Here is a 17,680-nt window from a genome sequence, read left to right as displayed (position 1 = left end):
ATGCGATGCCTTTATTTGATTTCACGTTTAAAAACTTGGAGAAAACGCTTGAGTCTAACCACCTTCTCGGTTGGTTTTATTTGACGAACGGTGCTTACAACATCTGTATTAACGGCAAGCGTTTGTTGTCGTACAATCCCGACATTTGGACGGCGGACGCGAAAATCGTTGCGGAACAATATGATAACGGTTTTTCTCCTGAAATACCCGATTATTATGTCGCCCGTTTGCATGAATACGTGCTGAGTTTCGCCCTGCCTTATGCTTGGCAAAATGTCAGCGACTTGATACACGCTTGTCTTTTGAATCCGAAAGTTTATGATTTGGCACGGGCGCAATGGGCGGAAAAATTGCAGCGCCATGACCAAGCCATGCGTTATGCCTTGTTCGGTGGCAGTTTCGGCTATATGGGAATGCCCGTTTTCCGCTTGTGGCGGTATGCCGATGAAATTTATCTGTATTGGAACGGCAACGAAACGGACGGTGAGGGCGTGCCGTATTTTCAGCATCGCGGCGAAGCCGTTTTTGTGATGGCAGAGGCGGATTTTATCCGTGAAGTGGAGGATTTTCATCAACGCTTGATGACGGTGATGGCGGAGCGCATCTATGAAGTGCAAACCCGTTATCCGGACGCTTATCGGCAAATGAAGGTAGATAATCAAACGATTTGGGATAGGCACCAATATTATCAAAGCAGTTTAAACCGTGCCATGCGGCATCAACGTTTGTTTCCCACCGATTTTGAACAGAAGAATTTGGCTGCCGGTATTGATTTGCGGAAAATGTTGGCGGAAAACGATTATCCAATTGAAATTATTCGTGTAAACCATTTTTAGGAAACCTGCCATGACCCGCTATCACGCCAAATTGCCCCAAACTGCGCCCTTGCCGTCCCTGCTGCTGCGCCTGCTGTTTACGGCGGCGGGCGCGGCGTTGCTGGGCTTTTTTCTGTGGCTGGGCTGGCGTGGCGAAACGCGTTTCGGCGTCATGTTTAGCGTGTTTGCGCTGCCTGCGGCGGCGTATTTGTTTTGGAGTGCGCGGCGGGTGTCTGTGTATTGGCGCAACCGCCGTTTGTACCGTGAAGCGGAATTAGCGGTGTTGTCGCAACCGATTCCGCCGCGCCAAACGCCGCAGGGCGCGTGTGCGTGGACGATGCCGTTTGCTTGGTGGTGGCAGCTTGTGCGTTTGGTGGTGTTGCTGTGGCTATGTGCTTGGTGCGTCAAATCGGTGTGGACGCTGTTGGTAACGAACACAGATTTTTCGGGGCTGTTGTTGGCGGCTTACACGATGTTTGTGGTGTGTTCCGCTTTACGCTATGTGCTGGGTATTTTGTTGTCCACGCGGCGTTTGGTTTATGAACCGCTTGCCGATGAATTTCATTTGCGCATGTTTTCTTGGCAAAAAATGCGTTGGCAGGTGCGCGAGCGGCGTAGCGCGAACGATTTTGTCGGCATCGCCTGCGCGTGGCAGAAAAATGATGATGGCACGGGGCATCACGAAATCCGTCTGATTGCCCGTTCAGGCAGCCGCGACTGGGCGTTGGGGCGCGTGAGCAATGTGTTTACCGACCACTATTTTGTGTGGCAACGCGCCGAGAAAATGGCACAACGCACGGGCTTGCCCCTGCTTCAGGAAGCCTGAACATTTGTTTAAAGAAAGAAAACCATGATTCCCTACGGCAAACAAACCATTTCCCCCGCCGACATTGCCGCCGTTACCGCCGTGCTGCAATCCGACTTTCTCACACAGGGCAACAAAGTCCCCGAATTTGAACGCGCCCTTGCCGACTACTGCGGCGCGGCACACGCCGTTGCCGTCAATAGCGCCACTTCCGCCCTGCATCTGGCGTGTCTGGCATTGGGCTTGGGGCAGGGCGATGTGTTGTGGACATCGCCGATAACCTTTACCGCTTCCGCCAACTGCGCCCTGTATTGCGGCGCGGACGTGGATTTTGTGGACATTGACCCGCACACGCTGAATTTGTCCGTTCCCGCGCTGGCGGACAAATTGGCGCGGGCGCGGCGCGAAGGCAAACGTTTGCCGAAAATCGTCGTGCCCGTCCACCTGTGCGGCGAACCGTGCGCGATGGCAGCCATCGGCGAACTGGCGCGGCAATACGGTTTTGCCGTGATTGAAGACGCTTCGCACGCCATCGGCGCGGCTTACGGCGCGGGCAAAGTCGGCAACTGCGCCCACAGCGACATCACCGTGTTCAGCTTCCACCCCGTCAAAATCATTACCACCGCCGAAGGCGGCTTGGCGACCACCAAGCGCCCCGAACTGGCGCAGAAAATGGCCTTGCTGCGTTCGCACGGCATCACCCGCGACCCCGCCGAAATGGACGGCGGCAGCGATGGTGCGTGGTATTACCAACAGATTGATTTGGGCTTCAATTACCGCATGACCGAGCTTCAGGCAGCGTTGGGCATTAGCCAGCTTGCGCGTTTGGACGAATTTGTCGCCCGCCGTCATCAATTGGCGGCGCGTTACGATGAATTATTGCGCGGATTGCCGTTGGATTTGCCGTACCGCAATCCCGACAACCATTCCGCGCTGCATCTTTATCCCGTGCGCGTGCGCCCCGAAAGCGGCAAAACCCGCAAACAGGTTTTTGATTATTTGCGGGAAAACGGTATCGGCGCGAATGTGCATTATATTCCCGTCCACAGCCAGCCGTATTACCGCAAGCGTTTCGGTTTTCAAGCGGGCGCGTTTCCGAGTGCGGAAGCGTATTACGCGCAAGCCATTAGTTTGCCTTTGTATTTTGATTTGGGCGAAGCGCAGCAGGACGAAGTGGTGCGGGTGTTGCGGGCGGCGTTTCAGGCTGCCTGAAAACAAAAGGGTAAACACAGATGTCTGACTTTCTGCCGGAAAAACCGCCGTACCAAAGCAAGCACGGTTCGGTGTGGCCGCTTGTGGTGTGCGGTGTGTTGTTGGGCGGCGCGGGGCTGTATCACGCTTGGCAATCTTTCGCGCAGGGAATGGTGCGGGACGATACCAAACCGCCGTCCGTTGGTGCGCCGCCCGCCGATGTGTTGGCGAAAGCGCGTCAGGGTGATGCCGCCGCCCAGTATCAGATGGGGCGTTATTATATGCACCGCGATGATTGGCGCAATGCGGTGATTTGGTATGAACGTGCTGCCGCGCAGGGCAATGCCGATGCGCAAAACAATGCGGGCGTAGCGTATATGGAAGGGCGCGGCGTGGCGGCGGACAAGGTGAAAGGTTGCGCCTATTTGAAAGCGGCGCACGAGCAGTTGCAAACGGCGCACAGCGCGGACAACGTGCGGATGTGCGAAGCTGAGTTGAAACCGTAATGTTTAGGGTGTGTCATCATTTAACCGGAAAGCCACTGCACCGTCATTCCCGCGAATGCGGGAATCCAAGTCAAATGCCAAGCATCGGGCAGTGGATTCCCGCCTGCGCGGGAATGACGGCATTTTTTTATTGTTCTGATTATTCGTAATAAAAGTTTAAATGATGACACGCTCTAAAGTAGCCTGAAAATAGAAAAGCCTCCCTCTCCCGCTTGCGGGGGAGGGGCGGGGTGGGGGAAAAGCGGCGTAATCAAAAGAAAAGTTTGTTGCGCGTGCAATACCGTTCCCCCGCCCCAGCCCTCCCCCGCAAGCGGGAGAGGGAGCAAAATGTTTCAGACAGCCTGAAAATTTTTTGGAAATCAAATTATGACCCTTTGCATTATCCCCGCACGCGGCGGCAGCAAACGCATCGCCCGCAAAAACATCCGCCCGTTTGCGGGCAAACCGATGCTGGCGCACAGCATTGAAACCGCCTTGGCAAGCGGCTGTTTTGACAGGGTGCTGGTGTCCACTGATGATGGCGAAATCGCGGCGGCGGCGCAGGCATACGGCGCGGACGTGCCGTTTGTGCGCCCGTCCGAATTGGCAGACGATTACGCCACCACTTCGGACGTGATGCGCCATGCGGTAAACGCGCTGGGCGTGGCGGACGATGCGCCCGTGTGCTGCCTGTATGCCACCGCGCCGTTTGTGCGGTCAGACGATTTGCGGCGCGGCGCGGCGGTGTTGCGCGAAAGCGGCGCGGATTACGCCGTCAGCGTTACCACGTTTGCTTTTCCGATTCAACGCGCTTTGCGTTGCGAACAGGGCAGATTGCAGATGTTCCAACCCGAAAACGCGGCGGTGCGTTCGCAGGATTTGACCGAAGCGTGGCACGATGCGGGACAGTTTTACTGGGGCAGGGCGGCGGCGTGGCGCACGGGCAAGGCGGTGTTTGCGGGCGAGGTGTGCGCCGTTCCCGTACCGCGTTACCGCGTGCAGGATATTGATACCGAAGAAGATTGGCAACGGGCGGAAATATTGTGGCGGGTGCTGGCGGAATGGCAGGCTGCCTGAAAGGAAACAAAATGTTTGAAACCATTAAAATTTACCCAAGCAAAACCAAATTATTCAAGTATTTGTTGATAGGTTTGGCTTTCTGTGCGCTGTCCCCGTGGCTTTTGATGCGCGGTTTGGAAAAAGGGAGTGCTTTGGATATATTTTTTCTATTGTTGGTTTTCTGTTTTTTGGGTTCTGTGCGGTGCAAATGGTCAAACGTTTCCGGCAAAGCACGCCCATGATTGAAATCAATGAGCAAGGCATTGTTGTGGATGCTCATGCGTACAGCGTGGGCTTGATGGCGTGGCAAGAGATTGGCGGAGTAAAAATCACGACATTGGAAACATCTCCATTCAGTAAACAAACTTTTATCGTAATTGATATTTTTGATGATAAAAAGTTTTTGGCGCGAATGTCGGGGTTTCAAAAAATAATGGCTTTAAGCAGTAAAAAAAATGGGCTATTCAACCCAGACTTTCTCGTTAATTGGAACGGACAGCCCGTACACGGCAGAGCAATTATGCGCGGAAATTCAAAAACGTTTAAACCATTTTCAGGCAGCCCGAACATGAAATTCCTTTTCCGAACAGATGCTTCCTTGCAAATCGGAAGCGGACATCTGATGCGTTGTCTGACCTTGGCAAAATCCCTGCGTGAACAAGGGCATACCGCGCATTTCGTTTGCCGCGAACATTCGGGGCATTTGTTTGATTTGGTGTTGAAAAACGGTTTTGACGGCAGTTTGCTGCCCGCGCCGTCCGCCAGCCCCCACCCCAACCCTCCCCCGCAAGCAGGGGAGGGCGTATCGTGTTTGGCGCATTCGGCGTGGCTGGGCGTGCCGCAAGCGCGGGATTCTGCCGATTGCGAGGGCATTATCCGCGATTTCGCGCCCGACTGGATTGTGTGCGACCACTACGCGCTGGATACGGAGTGGGAAAGCCGCGCCCGCGCCGTGTGCGCGTCCAAGATTTTGATTATTGACGATTTGCACGACCGCTGCCACGATGCCGATGTGCTGCTTGACCAAAATCTCGGCAGCCGCGCCGCCGATTATGTGGGTTTGCTGCCCGCGCATGGTCGTGTGTTGGCGGGAACGCGCTATGCGCTGTTGCGACCCGAATTTGCGGCGTGGCGCGAACGCAGTTTGGCGCGGCGCGTTTCAGGCTGCCTGAACACGGTTTTGGTGAGTTTGGGCGGCGTGGACAAGGATAATTTTACGTTGCGCGTGTTGCGGGCGTTGGCGCAATGGCTGCCGCCGTCTTGCGAAGTGCGGGCGGTGATGGGCGCGGCCGCGCCGCATTTGGCGGCGGTGCGCGAATTTGCCGGTGCCGCGCCGTATCGCTGCCGCGTCATCACGGCGGCGGACAATATGGGCGAATTGCTGGCGGCGGCGGATTGGGCGGTGGGCGCGGCGGGCAGCAGCGCGTGGGAACGCTGTTGCGCGGGTTTGCCGAGTGCCTTGCTGGTGTTGGCGGACAACCAGCGCGGCATCGCCCGCGCCTTGCACGATGCGGGTGCGGCCGCCGTGTTGCCGTCCGATTTTACCGCCGCCGACCTTCAGGCAGCCTGCGCCGGTGCGGAGCAGCGTATCCGCCAAAGCCGTGCCGCCGCCGCTTTGTGCGATGGCAAAGGCGTGGCGCGGGTGGTGCGGCATCTGACCGCGCCGATGCCCGCCGCCGTGTTGCGCGATGTGCGCGATGACGATGCGGCGCGTTTGTTTGCGTGGCGCAACCATGCCGAAGTGCGCCGTTTTATGTTTGATGCGGGCGAAATCGCATGGGAAAACCACATTGCTTGGTTTGCCAAACAGCGCGGCAATCCCGATTTCGTGATGAAAATCCATCAGGCAGACGGCGCGGCTCGCGGTTTTGTCAGCTTCACGCGCCGCGAAAACGGCGTGTGGGAATGGGGTTTCTACCGCGCCCCCGACTGCCCGCGCGGACACGGCACGGCATTGTGCCTGCACGCTTTGCGTTTTGCCTTTGCCGAATTGGGCGTGGCGGCGGTGCGCGGGCGCGTGTTGCCGCACAACGCCGCCAGTTTGGGGCTGCACCGCAAACTCGGTTTCAGACAGCCCGAAACTTTGGCGGACGGTACGCAAATCTTTGAATTATCGTCTAACGAATTTGCCTATTAAACGGCAAAAACGCATTTGTGCTTTCTTGCGGGTGCGGACGGTAAAGCGTAAAGCCAATCCGCCCCTGCGCCGCGTGCCACGTCAAAGCGCGGGCGGGTGTGGCGTGTGCCGCCAAAACCTGTTGCACGGCGGCATCATCGGGCGGCGCGGGTAGTCGGTAAAGCTGCAACAGGGCGCGGACGGCGTTCAGGCGTAAGCGGGTGTCTTGCAGTTGCTGCGCGTGTTGCTGATATTCGGTGTGAATTTCCATGTTCCACAGCTACTTGCCCAGCGAAAAACGCGGCACGGGCGTTTGAAACGGCGCATCGCCGCGCAGTTGTGCCAAAGCATCGTCCGTGCAGACAAACGCGGCGTGTTCGGCGTTTTCGCGTAGCAACACCTTGATTTTGAAACCATGCCAGTATGCGCCAAGCCGTGCCGGAATGCCCGATGTTTGCGGTCGGTCGGCGGTCATGTCGTTTGCCAAACTGCGGTATTCGTATTTCATTGCCCGACACAAACCCATGTCCTGTTCCGGCAAAGGCGCAAACACTGCCGTGCAGCTTGCGGGCAAACGGTGTGCCGATTCGGGGTGTTGTGCCAAAATATGTGCAAACAATTCCGTGTGTTGTCGGATAAGCGCGTTGCCTGTGGCGCTTTGCACCAAACCTTGCGGGTGTGCCAGCATCATGCGCCCGATTTTGATGTGGCGGCAACTGCGCGACAAGGCGTCTTGTGCCTTGCCCGACAGCCATTCGGTGATGGCTGCCGCCCTGCCGGTTTGCAGCAGTGTTGCGTAGGCGGGAAAGTGCGTTGTTTCCAACAAAGCCGTTTCAAAATGCTGCGGCGGCACGGAAATGTGGTCGGATTGCGCCAAGCTGTCAAGATTGTCCAGCACGGCACGGTGTCGCGGCAAAGCTGCCTGAAACACGGGCAGATGCGTGCGGACGTGTGCGGTGCAAGCGTCTGTGTCATATTTGTTTGGGCAGGCAAAATCGGTTTCGTGCGGCAGTTTTTCCCAATCCGTAGCGGTGTGCGGGTGCCGGAGCCATTCTGCCTGCTGCTGCGGCGTGGTGTGGTAAGGGAACAAATGCAGCGCGGCGTAACCGTTCGTGCCGGCGGGCGGTGTTTCGTTTGTTTTCAGCAAAGTTTGCGCGGCGGTTTGCGCGTTGGCGGCGGCAAGGGCAAACATCATGCAGCCTGCCAAACAATAGTGTTTCAACATTGGCGTTTCCTTTCGTATAATAACGCCCGATTTTAGGATATTCGCATGACCATTGCCATCAACGGCCGCGCCATCGGTACGGCGCACCCGCCCTACATCATCGCCGAAATGTCGGCCAACCACAACGGCAGCCTGCAAACCGCTTTCCGCCTGATTGACGAAGCCAAACGCGCCGGTGCCGATGCGGTCAAAATCCAAAGCTACACCGCCGACACCATCACCCTGAACAGCAACGCTCCCGATTTCCAAATCAAGGGCGGCTTGTGGCACGGGCGCACGCTTTACGATTTGTATCAACAGGCGCACCTGCCGTGGGATTGGCACGCGCCCCTGTTTGATTATGCGCGGGAAGCGGGCATTACCCTGTTCAGCTCGCCGTTTGACTTCAGCGCGGTGGACATGCTGGAGCGGCTCAACGCACCCACATATAAAATCGCCTCGTTTGAAGCCGTTGATTTGCCGTTGATTCGTTATGTCGCGCAAACGGGCAAACCGATGATTGTTTCCACCGGCATGGCAGATGCCGCCGAAATCGCCGAAGCGGTGGACACTGCCCGCGCGGGCGGTTGCCAAGAATTGATTTTGCTGCATTGCGTAAGCGGCTATCCCGCACCCGCCGCCGATTACAACCTGCGCACCCTGCCCGATATGGCGCAACGCTTCGGCGTGCCTGTCGGCTTGTCCGACCACACTTTGGACAACACCACTGCCATCGCCGCCATCGCCTTGGGTGCGTGCGTGGTGGAAAAACACTTCACGCTTGACCGCAACGGCGGCGGGCCCGATGACAGTTTTTCCCTGCAACCCGATGATTTGGCGGCACTCTGCCGCGATGCCCGCACCGCGTGGACGGCGTTGGGCAAAGTGGAATACGCGCTCAAATCCAGCGAACAGGGAAATATCCAGTTTCGCCGTTCCCTGTATTTTGTCAAAGACTTGCGCTCGGGCGATGTGTTGACTGCCGATGCCGTCCGCAGCGTGCGCCCCGGTTACGGCTTGCCGCCCAAGCATTTGGACGAATTGCTCGGCAAAACCCTGCGTTGCGATGTGGCGGCGAACACGCCCGTGCATTGGGACGCGTTTCAGGCAGCCTGAAATGAAAATCCTGAAAGACAGCGCGATTTACCTGCTGGGGGAAATCTTTGCCAAAGCCCTGCCGTTTCTGCTGCTGCCCTATTTGACCCGCAAATTGGGCGCGGCGGGTTTTGGTGAATTGTCTTACTATCAAACCTATTTGGCGTTGCTGGTGATTGTGTTCGGCATGAGCCAAGACGGAGCGGTGGCGCGTTATTATTATGTGTACGGCAAACGCAATCTGCATAATGTAGTGTATGCGGGTTATGCTTATACTTTTGCGGTGGCGGGCGTGGCATTGGCGGCGGCGTGGGCGGCGGGGTCGCTGATTATGGCGGCGGTGGTCGGTGCGGCGGCATCGCAATGTGTATTGAATGTTCAATTGGTTTTACGGCAATGCCGAAAACAGGCATTTTCCTATACGCTGATTCAAGTGGCATCGGGCATTTTGACCAGCGCATTAACGGTTGCATTGTTGGAATGGATGGACGGTGAGCCCGTTGCCAAGCGGTTTATGGCATTATTGTTGGGGAATGCGGCGGTGTCGGCTATCGCGGCATGGTGGTTTTTGCGTGATCGCTATCTAGTAGTGCATATTAGTTATAGTAAATTATTTAAATCTATACGTTATATTATGGTTTTTGGTGTGCCTTTAATACTACACTATGTTGCTGGCTTTACTAAAGGACAATTAGATCGGATGGTATTGTACCCAATTTATCCAGCAGAGCAAATCGGTATATATGCTGCGGGATTTCAAGTTGCATGGATATTAAGTGTCTTGCTAATGGCAACTAATCGAGCTGTTGTTCCTTATTATTATCAAGCTATGAAAGATGGTCGTTTAAATTCTTTCAGAATCCGTAAATTGTCATGTTGGACATTTGCTTTGGTATTTGTAGTTGCACTATTAACATGGCTATTACCCGAATCTTTATTTTTATTGGTGCTGGGCGATGAGTATATCGGGATTAAATGGTATGCTTGTTTATTTTTGCTTGGAAATGGCTTATCCGCACCGTATTTTATTTTGGTAAATTATCTATATTATTATGGGCAAAACAGCAAAATTTCCTTTATTTCTCTATTGTCAGTCGGCAGTTATTTGGCGGTTTTGCTGGCAACCGTCCCGTTAGGGCCGAAATGGACGCCGTTGGCGATGATTGCGGGCGGACTGGTGATTCTGCCCCTGCTGTACCGTCAAGTAAAAGATTAACAAAATGAACCATCTGATTATTTGCCATACCCCCTTGCAAGTGCTGATTGCCCGCCAAATCATCGCGCAGCAGCCGCAGCAAAGTTTTCATGGTGTGATGTTTTCCTATGAAGACAATGCTAAGTTTCAGCATTATTTCAAACAATTGTCCGATGCCTGTCGCGGTGCGGCGCAATTCGTGCTGCTGACCCCGCAACAGCCCGCCGCCTATTTGAGCGCATTAAACCGTCTTTCAGGCAGCCTGCAAGACGAATACGACACCGCCTATTGCGCCAGCATCAACAGCATGATGGTGCATTACCTGCTCAGCCGCAGCCGTTTCACGCATTTGGAAACCTTTGATGACGGCACGGGCAACATCTTGCCCGACAGCATTTTTTACCGTCCGCCGCCCTTGTCGGTGAAACAAAAACTGCTGCGCAAACTGCTGGGCGTGTCGTGGGACAGCCGCCAAATCATCGCCCGCAGCCGCTTGCATTACACCCTGTTTCCGCAGTTTGACAACATTATTCCGAATACGCGCGGCGTGTCGCTGATGCTGCCTGATAATGTGGCAACCGGCGGAAAAGTGGAAAAAATCCTGCTGGGACAGCCTACTATGGACAATCCCGCCGCCAATGCCCGCCTGTTTGAACGCATTGCCGAACAGTTCGGCATCAGCCGTTATTTTCCGCACCCGCGCGAACAACGGCTGCCCGATTTGGACTGCATTGACAGCGACAAAATTTTTGAAGACTGGTTGGCTCGGCGGCGGCAGTTGGAAGCCGACACGGTTTTTGAACTGTATCATCTGTTTAGCACCGCTGCGCTGAATACCGCCCACTTGAACGGCATCCGCAGCTTGGCGGTGGACGTGTCCGCCGTTACCGGCAAAGAACTTTCACCGTCCACCCGAACCCTGTTCGCCCGTTTCGGCATAGAAACCTTGATATTCAAGGATAAAGCATGAATACCGCCTATTTGATGCTGTGCCACCGCCCGCCTCAGCATCTGTCGGCGTGGGCGCAACGCGAGCCGCAAGCACGCTTTTACCTGCATTACGATGCCAAATCCGACATCACCGAATTGCACGCCTTGCGCCAAATAAGCAATATCTATATTCTAAACAACCGTGTAGCGGTGAATTGGGGTGGATTCAGCATGATTTTGGCAACGCTGAACCTGTTTCAGGCAGCCCTAGCCGAACCTGCAAACCGTTATTTTCATTTGCTAAGCGGAGAATGCCTGCCCTTGCAAAACACCGCTACTTTGGAAGCGGCGTGGTCGGATTTGCCCGCAGGAACGCTGTTTTTGCAAAGCCGAACCAGCCGCCGTTTGCGCCACCGTGTCCGCTTTAATGCGCCTCATGCCGATACCGCATGGCAACGGAAATGGCACGGCAAGGTTTTAACCAAATTATTGCAAGGATTAGATTATTTGCTGCCGACCAAGCAAATTTGCCATGTTGGCAGCCAATGGTTTTCTGCCGACCGCGTTGCTGCTGAGCCGTTGTTTCAAGAAGCCTTAAGCGAACCCAGCAGCTTGTTTGAAAAGAAACTTTGCCCTGACGAACATTTTTTCCAGCACATTGTCCACAACGTGCTGCCTGAAAAAAGCATCAATCACATCAACGATAACCGCCGCCTGATTGCCATGCACGGCAGCGCTAACCACCCCGATTATTTGGATTTGGCACAACTGCGGCAAGCGCGGCAGAACGGTTTGTGGTTTGCCCGCAAAGTGGACGACAGAACCGCGCAAACGTTTTTGGCGGAGCAATATTGATGCAATTTTCCGTATTGATGTCATTGTATTATCGGGAGAAACCCGAGTATTTGCGCAAATGCCTGAACAGTTTGGCGATGCAAACAAAAGCTGCAGACCAAATCGTTTTGGTGTATGATGGCGAAGTCGGCGCGGCATTGGAAGCAGTGGTGGCGAAGTTTTCCGACCTGCCTTTGGAAATCGTGCGGCTGCCTGAAAATATTGGTTTGGGTCGTGCCCTGAATGTGGGGCTGGACGCTTGCCGCCATGAATGGGTATTCCGTATGGATACCGATGATATGTGTATTCCGGAACGCTTTGAAAAACAATGTGCTTTTATTGAAACTAATCCGGAAATAGACTTATTTGGCGGACAAATTAGCGAATTTTCCCACCGTGCGGAACAGCCTGACGGTGTGCGCCGTGTGCCGCTTCAGCATCATGAAATTTGCAAGTTTGCCAAAAAACGCAACCCATTTAACCACATGACGGTAGCCTACAAGAAAAGCTGTGTGATGAAAGCAGGTGGGTATCAGCATCATTTATATATGGAAGACTATAATTTGTGGCTGCGAATGTTGGCGCAAGGCGCACAAACTGCCAACTTACCTGATGCTTTGGTACAAGTGCGTAGTGGTGAACAAATGGTAGCTCGGCGAGGCGGTTTGGCATATTTTCGTAGTGAATGGCAGCTTTTTCGCTTAAAGCGGTATTTGGTTGTACATAATTCATTACCAGCATTTTGTATTTTTTTGCTCCGCAGTATATCACGTCTTTTACCGACTCAGTTATTATGCATAATTTATCAAAAATTCCTACGCAAAAAATGAAAAATACCATGTTACCGTACTATTACCTGTTTATGGGTATCGTGTTGACTGCGCTTGCTACAGCATTAATCTAGGATCATGGAACTGTTGATGAATTAGCTGTTAAATTTTAAAATATAATATAATCAATATTTTATCCAAGAGCATATCGGGTAATATGAAAAAAAGTTTACTATTTACAAATTTTGATGTATAATAAAAAGCATTTGGTTTTTGATGTTTTTTTGCGCATGATTTAGAGAAAGTGAATTTGATGGAAAGTGATATGATAAGGAATAATCTTAAAAAAATAGAGAATGTATATGAGCCGGTCGTTGATTTTTCGTTATTTGATAGTAAATTAAGAAACGAGGGTATTAGTGGTTTTATGCGTTTAAGAAATGAAGCTGAGTTTTTAGCAGTTTCAATAGATTCTTGGATTTTGTATTTGGATGAACTCATTATAGTGTATAATGATTGTCAAGATGATACAGAAAGTATAATTCAGGATTATATTAATAAATATCCAGATAAGATTAAAGCTTTTCATTATATTCCTGTTGTGTACCCACAAGGAAGTGAGTTATATAAGCACTTGCCAAGTGATCATTTTCAAAGTTTAGTAAATTACTATAACTTTTCATTAAGTAAGACTACAAAGAAGTGGGCTATTAAAATTGATGGAGATCAGGTTCTTGTTAAAGGGGATAAAATTAGAGAGAAGTATAACCAATTAAAGATCGATGAAAACAATAATTATGTCCAGTGGCTTTCTGGTGTAAATATTATTGATCACAAAGGGAAGTTGTATATACCATCTACTGCAAGGTTTTGTAATTTGCATGGCGACCTGTGGTTATTTCGAGTTGATAAAGATAGTATTTTTAAGAAAGGTGAGGAATGGGAGTTTTTAGATTTGTCTAAAAGGACAAGTTTGGAAACTATTTTTGTTCATTATCATTTAAAATTTATGAAGAATGATTATGGTTTGAGTAATTACGAGTTAAAAACTAATCCTAATTCTAGATATTATTCTGTGTATTTGATTTTTTTAGCGATGCTAAAACTTATTCCGCTAGAAAAAATCGTATTTCAAATTGATATGCCTATTGTTAATTGTGAGTTTTTTGGTGTTAATCGTATGAGGGACTATAAAAAGGATGCAAGAGCTTATCTTTCTAAGCAAGGTGGAAATTTTTCCTTAAAAAGTTATATTAAGGAATTTTATATATATTTAAAATTTAATGCAACTATATCATCCTTTTTGAGAAGATTTTTAAGAAAATTTAAACATTGATTCCTCAACTTTGATAATTTGGAGCTAATATGAAGGTAGTTATTACTTATGGTACGTTTGATTTGTTCCATATCGGGCATGTACGATTGTTGAAGCGGTTACGTATGTTAGGTGATAAACTAATTGTGGGAGTATCTTCGGATGAATTTAATTTAAAAAAAGGTAAGAAATCCATATTTTCGTATGAAGAACGTTCGGAGATTGTAAATAGTTCTAAGTATGTTGATTTAGTGTTTCCTGAATATACATGGGAACAAAAAAGAGAGGATATTATTTACTATAATGCAAATGTTTTTGGTATCGGGTCAGATTGGATAGGGAAATTTGATGATTTAAAAGATATTTGTGAAGTTATATATTTGGAGAGAACTGAAGGTATTTCAAGTACATATATTAAATCCGTATTGTCATTGTCGCATATCTAATTTTAGTTTTAATTTTGATTTAAAATTTGATTTAAAAGAAGAAAATGAAACTTGTATATAAGTTGATTTTATCAAAGCTACCAAAACCTATAATAAATTTATTAAAATATGGAATAAAATTATTGGGATATTTGTTATATTTTTGTTCAGGTTTTTGTAATAGGAAAAATGATATATGGGTATTTGGTAGTTACAATGGATTTAATGATAATAGTAGATACTTGTATGAATTCGTAAATTCAAAACCACAGCTTGGAATAAAAGCTGTATGGATTTCTAAATGTAGGAAAGGAGTTAAAGAAGCAAGAAAATATGGAATAGCATATAATTTATTTAGTTTTAAAGGTATATATTATTGCATAGTGGCTAAAGTTTATGTTTTTTCATGTTATGTTAGTGATATTTGTTTTTTTACTTCTAAAGGTAGCATAAAGATAAATTTATGGCATGGGATACCAGTAAAAAAGATTGAGTATGATATTTTAACTGAACCATTAGTGTATTTTTTTTCTAAAGCGACTAGATTTTCTAGAATTATTAATCCTCAATTGCATATTAAGTGCGACTTAGTTTTATGTCCTTCTAAATATGTTTTTAAATATTCATTTAGATCAGCCTTTAGAGTTAATATTAATCAGGTAATCTTTGCTAAATATCCACGAATAGAATATTTGAAAAATGTAAAGAAGATTACAGACTATGCTAGTTATAAGAAAATTTTTTTATATGCTCCAACTTGGAGAGATGATGGGAATAATTTTATTGAAAATGCAAAAATAGATTTTGTGAAATTAAATAATTTTCTTATTAAAAATAATTCTATTTTTTTGATTAAATTCCATGTGGCTACGGAAATAACTATATCTAATTTTAGTAATATAATTTCTTTGCCTTTAGATATTGATAGTGTGGTAATTTTAAAAACAGCTTCTTGTCTTATTACCGACTACTCATCTATATATTTTGATTATTTAATTTTAGATAGACCAATAATACATTTTTGTTTTGACTTAGATAATTATATTAAAAATAGAGAGATGTATTTTGATTTTAATACAGTCCTAGCAGGAGAATGCGCTAAAGATTTTGAAGAATTATTATTTTCTATGGAGAAGATAATTGATGGGAATGATGAATACGCACAAGTTAGAAAAAAAATAATGAAAAGATTTTTAAGCGACCTAGATGCAAAAAATAATAATTTCAATATAATTGATCAAATTCAAGTTAAGCTTACAAGTCAAGATTAATTAGTTAAATTTATTAAATAAGGATTATTGATTACTATGGATAAAAAGATTTCTATTGGTATCTTAACATATAAGAGAACTGATTTATTAGTGTCTACGATAAAAGAGTTACTTTGTGTAAAATTTAAAATAGATCTTATTATTATTAATAATAATGAAACTTTAGATATTTGCAAAGATTTGAATTTTTTAAATGAATGTGAAAATATTAAGTTAACTTATATTTGGGATAAAGTTAATTATGGAGTGTCTATTGGTAGGAATAAGATTATTCAGTTAGTAGAAACAGAATATGTGATTATGTTAGATGATGATATTCGTATTCCAGATATAAATCATATTGTAGATAGTTGTATTCGAAAATTTGAAGAAGATCCAATGATTGGTGCTATTGCTTTTTATATTAAAGATATAAAAACAGGTATAGCTAATAAATATGAAATACCTCATAAAAATAAATTAATAGATATGAGTAAAGATTTTGATACCTATCTTTTTATTGGTGCTGCTCACGCTTTACGCATATCTATTTTGAGTGAGACAGGATATTATCCAAGTGATTTCGGATTATATGGTATGGAGGAAATTGATTTAGCATATAGAATAGTTGCCAAGAATTATAAGATTCGTTACTTATCAAATAATATCATTTATCATAAACGCTCTCCAAATGGTAGACATAGTAACAATTATGTTTACTACTTATCTTTTTTGAATCGTTGTAAGATATCTATTAGATATTTAAAATGGAGATATGTATGCTCTGTAGTTGTCGTTAGAGGAATATATCTTGTATTCAAAACTAAGCAAGTATTTTGGATATTTAAAGCAGTTCCTGAATTATACAGTGAGATTAACAAAAGGATGGTCAATAAGAATAAATTATTTAATAAAATTTTTTATCAGAATATAAAGAGGCTCAATGGCTTCTTATGGTGGTAAGTAATTATATGTTTAGTAATAAAGTTCAAAAAACTAATTTTCTGTATTTTCTACTTTTATTAGCTTACATTAAACCCCATTTTTATTATTATTCATATGTTTTAGCAAGATTTAGTGATTTGATAACAGTAATAATATTGTTATCGATAGTATTAAACAATTGGGGCTTATTTAAGTTAAATCGAAGAGTTTTTAAATATATATACATAAATATACTATATTTACTAGTTATATTAGTAAGTTTGTTTTATGCTTCGATGAGACAAGTTGTAGTAATACAAGATTTTACTGATATTATTCGTCCTATAATTAATATCACATCAATTTTAGTAGGCTATATTTTATATATTAAAAAATTTAATCGGAAAAGATTTTTAGATTTTTTAATACTTTTAGGGGTGTTGTCTTCAATAGTAGTTTTTTTAGAAAAAGCAGGTATGAATATTTTTTACAAGCTTTATTCTGATCAGAATCATGAGCTATACAATAGAGCAACAGGAATATACTATGATTTTGCAGAATTGGGGGTCTTACATGCAATGGCTATTATTTCTTCAATAATTAGATTTACGGAAGAAAGGAAAAAAAGATATTTGTTATATATTTTAATATTAGTTATTAGTATATTGCTTAGTACATCTAAAGCATCAATTTTATTATTAGTGTTGTTGTTTTTTATGTTATTTATTGATACTCTTTTTTTTTGTAGGAGAATAAGTATTGGCTCTTTAAGTGTAATAGTAATATTCTCAATATTATTCTTTTATGCTATGTATATTGTAATTTCCAATATCCCTGCGTTATATGATGGATTAGAATCGGTTTTTTTAATCTCGGAAGGAAATCCTTCAATTAGTAATAGATTAGATGATATAAGTTATGTTAGTAAAGTAATTTTAGCCGAAAATGTACATTTATTTATAGGGTTTTCTGCTTCTAGGACTATAGATAATAGTTATATTGAAATTGCATTTTTCTCAACTTTATTTCGTTATGGTATATTAGGTGTTAGTGTGTATTATTCTATGTTTATTTTAATCTTATTTGAAAAATTAACTGATATATATAGATATTTTAAATATCTTGTGTTTTCAACATTGTTATTAGATTTTGTTGCGGCTATGACTAATAGATTTAGCTACCCGATAACTATATTTATGCTTATTGGAATCTTGTTAACATCTGAGTATTTCGAAAAAAGAAAAACTGATAAGAGTTGATAATAGGT

19 protein-coding genes and 1 pseudogene are annotated in these 17,680 nt (G+C 46.2%); 17 read left to right on the top strand and 3 right to left on the bottom strand.

Going from position 1 to position 17,680, the window contains the following annotated elements; genetic code table 11:
* The first annotated feature begins 5 nt into the window (after positions 1 to 5).
* From G392_RS0104990 to pseF, 5 genes are all read left to right on the top strand, one after another.
* On the top strand, positions 6 to 836 hold the full coding sequence (locus G392_RS0104990) for a DUF5984 family protein (RefSeq protein ID WP_027009348.1): 831 nt from the start codon (positions 6 to 8) through the stop codon (positions 834 to 836).
* Between the two features lie 10 nt (positions 837 to 846).
* Complete coding sequence (locus tag G392_RS0104985; protein ID WP_027009347.1) at positions 847 to 1,641, top strand: hypothetical protein; 795 nt, start codon at positions 847 to 849, stop codon at positions 1,639 to 1,641.
* A 24-nt stretch (positions 1,642 to 1,665) separates the two neighbouring features.
* A complete protein-coding gene (gene pseC, locus G392_RS0104980) occupies positions 1,666 to 2,832 on the top strand; it encodes a UDP-4-amino-4,6-dideoxy-N-acetyl-beta-L-altrosamine transaminase (protein WP_027009346.1) in 1,167 nt (388 codons plus the stop codon).
* A gap of 20 nt (positions 2,833 to 2,852) precedes the next feature.
* On the top strand, positions 2,853 to 3,317 hold the full coding sequence (locus G392_RS14310; protein WP_027009345.1) for a tetratricopeptide repeat protein: 465 nt from the start codon (positions 2,853 to 2,855) through the stop codon (positions 3,315 to 3,317).
* Positions 3,318 to 3,683: 366 nt separating this feature from the next.
* Positions 3,684 to 4,373, top strand: a complete 690-nt coding sequence (pseF, locus tag G392_RS0104970) for a pseudaminic acid cytidylyltransferase (RefSeq protein ID WP_027009344.1) — start codon at positions 3,684 to 3,686, stop codon at positions 4,371 to 4,373.
* Positions 4,374 to 4,404: 31 nt separating this feature from the next.
* On the opposite strand, the gene G392_RS14040 is transcribed toward pseF, so the two are convergent.
* Positions 4,405 to 4,635 (bottom strand): hypothetical protein, encoded by a 231-nt coding sequence (locus G392_RS14040; RefSeq protein WP_211224347.1) that lies wholly within the window; start codon positions 4,633 to 4,635, stop codon positions 4,405 to 4,407.
* Between G392_RS14040 and G392_RS14365 the strand changes: the two are divergent.
* Together G392_RS14365 and pseG are read left to right on the top strand one after the other, a co-directional pair.
* Positions 4,537 to 4,746, top strand: a pseudogene (locus tag G392_RS14365) (hypothetical protein); the annotation flags it as partial. The gene G392_RS14040 and the pseudogene G392_RS14365 overlap by 99 nt on opposite strands.
* Before the next feature lie 177 nt (positions 4,747 to 4,923).
* Entirely contained in the window at positions 4,924 to 6,492 is a 1,569-nt protein-coding gene (gene pseG, locus G392_RS0104960) for a UDP-2,4-diacetamido-2,4,6-trideoxy-beta-L-altropyranose hydrolase (RefSeq protein ID WP_027009342.1), read from the top strand.
* Here the strand turns inward: pseG and G392_RS0104955 are convergent.
* Positions 6,473 to 6,742 (bottom strand): hypothetical protein, encoded by a 270-nt coding sequence (locus G392_RS0104955; RefSeq protein ID WP_027009341.1) that lies wholly within the window; start codon positions 6,740 to 6,742, stop codon positions 6,473 to 6,475. The genes pseG and G392_RS0104955 overlap by 20 nt on opposite strands.
* A 9-nt stretch (positions 6,743 to 6,751) precedes the next feature.
* Positions 6,752 to 7,696, bottom strand: a complete 945-nt coding sequence (locus G392_RS0104950; RefSeq protein WP_027009340.1) for a hypothetical protein — start codon at positions 7,694 to 7,696, stop codon at positions 6,752 to 6,754.
* 45 nt (positions 7,697 to 7,741) lie between these two features.
* On the opposite strand from G392_RS0104950, the gene pseI reads away from it, so the two are divergent.
* The 10 genes from pseI (at position 7,742) to G392_RS0104900 (ending at position 17,672) form a co-directional block, all read left to right on the top strand.
* Complete coding sequence (gene pseI / locus G392_RS0104945; RefSeq protein WP_034334466.1) at positions 7,742 to 8,791, top strand: pseudaminic acid synthase; 1,050 nt, start codon at positions 7,742 to 7,744, stop codon at positions 8,789 to 8,791.
* 1 nt (position 8,792) lies between these two features.
* Entirely contained in the window at positions 8,793 to 9,986 is a 1,194-nt protein-coding gene (locus tag G392_RS0104940; protein ID WP_027009338.1) for an oligosaccharide flippase family protein, read from the top strand.
* 4 nt (positions 9,987 to 9,990) lie between these two features.
* Positions 9,991 to 10,935, top strand: a complete 945-nt coding sequence (locus tag G392_RS12170) for a glycosyltransferase family 52 (RefSeq protein WP_051255584.1) — start codon at positions 9,991 to 9,993, stop codon at positions 10,933 to 10,935.
* The gene (locus tag G392_RS0104930) at positions 10,932 to 11,750 is read left to right on the top strand and encodes a beta-1,6-N-acetylglucosaminyltransferase (protein WP_027009337.1); all 819 of its coding nucleotides are present in this window, start codon (positions 10,932 to 10,934) and stop codon (positions 11,748 to 11,750) included. The genes G392_RS12170 and G392_RS0104930 overlap by 4 nt, the downstream gene beginning before the upstream one ends.
* On the top strand, positions 11,750 to 12,559 hold the full coding sequence (locus G392_RS0104925; RefSeq protein ID WP_027009336.1) for a glycosyltransferase family 2 protein: 810 nt from the start codon (positions 11,750 to 11,752) through the stop codon (positions 12,557 to 12,559). The genes G392_RS0104930 and G392_RS0104925 overlap by 1 nt, the downstream gene beginning before the upstream one ends.
* A gap of 253 nt (positions 12,560 to 12,812) precedes the next feature.
* The gene (locus tag G392_RS0104920) at positions 12,813 to 13,835 is read left to right on the top strand and encodes a hypothetical protein (protein WP_051255583.1); all 1,023 of its coding nucleotides are present in this window, start codon (positions 12,813 to 12,815) and stop codon (positions 13,833 to 13,835) included.
* A 29-nt stretch (positions 13,836 to 13,864) separates the two neighbouring features.
* A complete protein-coding gene (locus G392_RS12165; RefSeq protein WP_034334464.1) occupies positions 13,865 to 14,260 on the top strand; it encodes an adenylyltransferase/cytidyltransferase family protein in 396 nt (131 codons plus the stop codon).
* Positions 14,261 to 14,304: 44 nt separating this feature from the next.
* On the top strand, positions 14,305 to 15,510 hold the full coding sequence (locus G392_RS13245; RefSeq protein ID WP_084165928.1) for a CDP-glycerol glycerophosphotransferase family protein: 1,206 nt from the start codon (positions 14,305 to 14,307) through the stop codon (positions 15,508 to 15,510).
* A 36-nt stretch (positions 15,511 to 15,546) separates the two neighbouring features.
* Entirely contained in the window at positions 15,547 to 16,452 is a 906-nt protein-coding gene (locus tag G392_RS0104905; RefSeq protein WP_027009333.1) for a glycosyltransferase family 2 protein, read from the top strand.
* 257 nt (positions 16,453 to 16,709) lie between these two features.
* Positions 16,710 to 17,672 carry a hypothetical protein gene (locus G392_RS0104900; RefSeq protein WP_027009332.1) on the top strand — a complete coding sequence of 321 codons (963 nt, stop codon included), beginning with the start codon at positions 16,710 to 16,712 and terminating at the stop codon, positions 17,670 to 17,672.
* The last annotated feature ends 8 nt before the right edge of the window (positions 17,673 to 17,680 follow it).

The sequence above is a fragment of the Conchiformibius kuhniae DSM 17694 genome (assembly GCF_000428785.1).
Taxonomy (GTDB): Bacteria; Pseudomonadota; Gammaproteobacteria; order Burkholderiales; family Neisseriaceae; genus Conchiformibius; species Conchiformibius kuhniae.
The sequence above is the reverse complement of the archived record's forward strand: the minus strand, read 5'-3'. Positions and strand labels throughout refer to the sequence as shown.